This is a genomic window from Streptomyces sp. NPDC058279 (genome assembly GCF_042881255.1).
Lineage (GTDB): Bacteria > Actinomycetota > Actinomycetes > Streptomycetales > Streptomycetaceae > Streptomyces.
This window is the reverse complement of sequence record NZ_JBHVYA010000052.1, coordinates 1-2,420: the sequence shown is the minus strand read 5'-3', so window position 1 is coordinate 2,420 and position 2,420 is coordinate 1. Positions and strand designations below refer to the sequence as shown.

Below are 2,420 nucleotides of genomic sequence, written 5' to 3'. Positions count from 1 at the left end.
ATGCAACGCGGCTCGTCTCGGTCGATGACGTGCTGTATTTCCAGGCTTCGGAGAAATACACGGAAATCGTGACGGCCAGCGAACGGCTCGTGATTCGCACGCCGCTGAAGGAGCTGATGCAGCGGCTCGATCCCGAGCGGTTCGTGCAGGTGCATCGCGGCGTGATCGTTGCGTACGCAGCGATCGATCGTGTCGAGCGCGATCTGTTGGGAAGGTTGCGGATTCGCGTGAACGGGCAGCGGGAGATGCTGCCGGTCAGTCGGGCGTATGCGGGGTTGTTCAGGCAGATGTGATGCAGATCGGGCGGGGGATGCCTGTTCAGCAGCCCCGCTGGAAACTGGCCTGAAAACGACGAAGGGCTACGAGACAAGATCTCGTAGCCCTTCGTTCAATGTGGTGCGGCTGCAGGACTCGAACCCGCCACCTGATGATTACAAGGCACTTGAAAAAATCAACGATTACAGTGAATTAGCTGTATTTCGCGTTTCCAAAACTACAGACTATGCCGGCTTGTCAGCCTTATCTGTCGGGGCTTTGGTTCGAATTGGAAGCGCCTGCCCGCCGCGGTTTCAGCAGTTTTGCCCTGGTTTCGTTAGCCGCCTTCCACCACGTCCTAATCCAAGCGATGGCTACCCGCTCGGTTCGCGATGAAGTTTGCATGTTTGCGTAAACAAAGGAGCTCAGCGTTTCCGCCAACTTGTCACTCGCGTAATTACTTGTAATTGATTTGGAAAGGCGTCTAACCGATTCTTATATCGTTACGTAGATGTCCGACAGGCTTCGAAGTTAGATGGATATCGGACTTTATATAACGATATGTTTTCGATAATCGCGATCACTTACGAGGTTAAAAATGACTGAACTGGTAAACGAAGTGACAATCGTATATGCTGGCTACGGCTATCTTAACCAGACAATCGATGTCACCAATGGCATCAAAACGGAATTCGCCGAAGGGGCACGCACTTTTTTGGCGACCAATCGATTCGGAGATCCCGCCAAAGGCAAAACCAAGGCACTGTATGCTATCTGGAAGTATGGGTCGGGCCCCCTCCAATCCGGAGTATCATTTGAAGGCTCGAAGGAAGGATTTACGATCCAATTGACGTAACGATCGAAATAGTCCTTTGATATCACCCCAATGGTTTGGTGACGCTTCCGCCACCAAACCATTTTCAATTACGTGACGAATTGACTTTCTATAAAATATATAGTTCCAGATAATTCCAATCGCAGTTGATTACCGGACTCGCGTCACCGGATATTGGGAGTGCGGCGTCTAGCGTCAGGAGTGTCCGGCCAGGGGTAATCGTCATTTTCGTGCAAAATCTGGCAGTTTCGCCGCAAAGCCTTATGTAGCGAGGCCTTAGTGCCGATTCTGACTATCGTCGGCCAGTACTCGGAGCATTCGGGACCGGCGCTATTGTGAGCGGCCCATTATTGTGACCGAACCGAGCACAAAGGACAGGAAGCGCCGATGCTGCATAACTAAGGCACATGGAAGTACATACCGAAACCGCCCTGACGCCCCCGCGCTGCAGAAGTCTGCTGCGGCGCATGTACGACCTGTTCCTGTCCGGGCCCGCTGCCGTCATCGGCGATCGCGAGCTCGATACGCTCGCGCCGGGCGACGTCGCCACGATCTGGCGCACGACGGTAGAGAAGCGCGGCGTCGTGACAGCGAACCGCACGAAGGCCGGGCTGTCGCTGGTCCTGAACTGCGGGCGGCTGTGGGGCATGATGGCAATCGCGAACCCGTGCGCCGGCGTGCGCAGGAAGAAGGAGACCGGGCGCCGGGACGCCCTCATCGATGACGAGCTGTATGCGGCCGTCTATGCCGCGCCCTACCAACCGCTGTGCAACGCGATGGATCTGGCCAATCTCTGCGTACAACGCCCCTCGGACATCCTGCGCATGCAGCGCGCCAACATTGTGCGGGCATCTTCTTCCGCACACAAAAGACTGGAGCATTGTCAACGTACAGATTACGGGCGCCCTCGCGGCGCTGTTTGAGCGACTGCTCGCCTGGCGCGGTTCGAAGGTCGACCTCTCGCCCCACCTCTTGCGCGACCAAAAAGGCTACCCACTTTGGAAGGGCAAGCTGCCTTCACGCTTCGACAAGGCGACGTTTCCATTCCGCGATCTCCGCGCGCGCGGCGTGACGCACAAGACGAACCATGAAGGATTGGAAGTCGGGCAGCGCCTGGCGGGTCACAGCGGACCGGGCGTGACGGCGCGTTACGTGCGCGGCACACGGCCGGTTAAACCGTTTCGCCGACGCGCATTGGAAACATGAGAGGGTATTGGAAACGCGAAGGGGCTACGCAAACATCGCGTAACCCCTTGCTGGATATGGTGCCGGCTGCAGGACTCGAACCCGCCACCTGATGATTACAAATCAACTGCTCTACCAGATGAGC

3 protein-coding genes are annotated in these 2,420 nt (G+C 56.4%); all 3 read left to right on the top strand.

Annotation, left to right across the window (positions count from 1 at the left end; translation table 11 throughout):
* Positions 1 to 293: LytR/AlgR family response regulator transcription factor (locus tag ACFVXJ_RS31245; RefSeq protein WP_389666832.1), on the top strand; the 293-nt coding region annotated here is incomplete at its 5' end.
* A gap of 560 nt (positions 294 to 853) precedes the next feature.
* Positions 854 to 1,111, top strand: a complete 258-nt coding sequence (locus ACFVXJ_RS31240; protein WP_124473431.1) for a hypothetical protein — start codon at positions 854 to 856, stop codon at positions 1,109 to 1,111.
* A gap of 446 nt (positions 1,112 to 1,557) precedes the next feature.
* Entirely contained in the window at positions 1,558 to 2,013 is a 456-nt protein-coding gene (locus ACFVXJ_RS31235; protein WP_175918296.1) for a hypothetical protein, read from the top strand.
* The last annotated feature ends 407 nt before the right edge of the window (positions 2,014 to 2,420 follow it).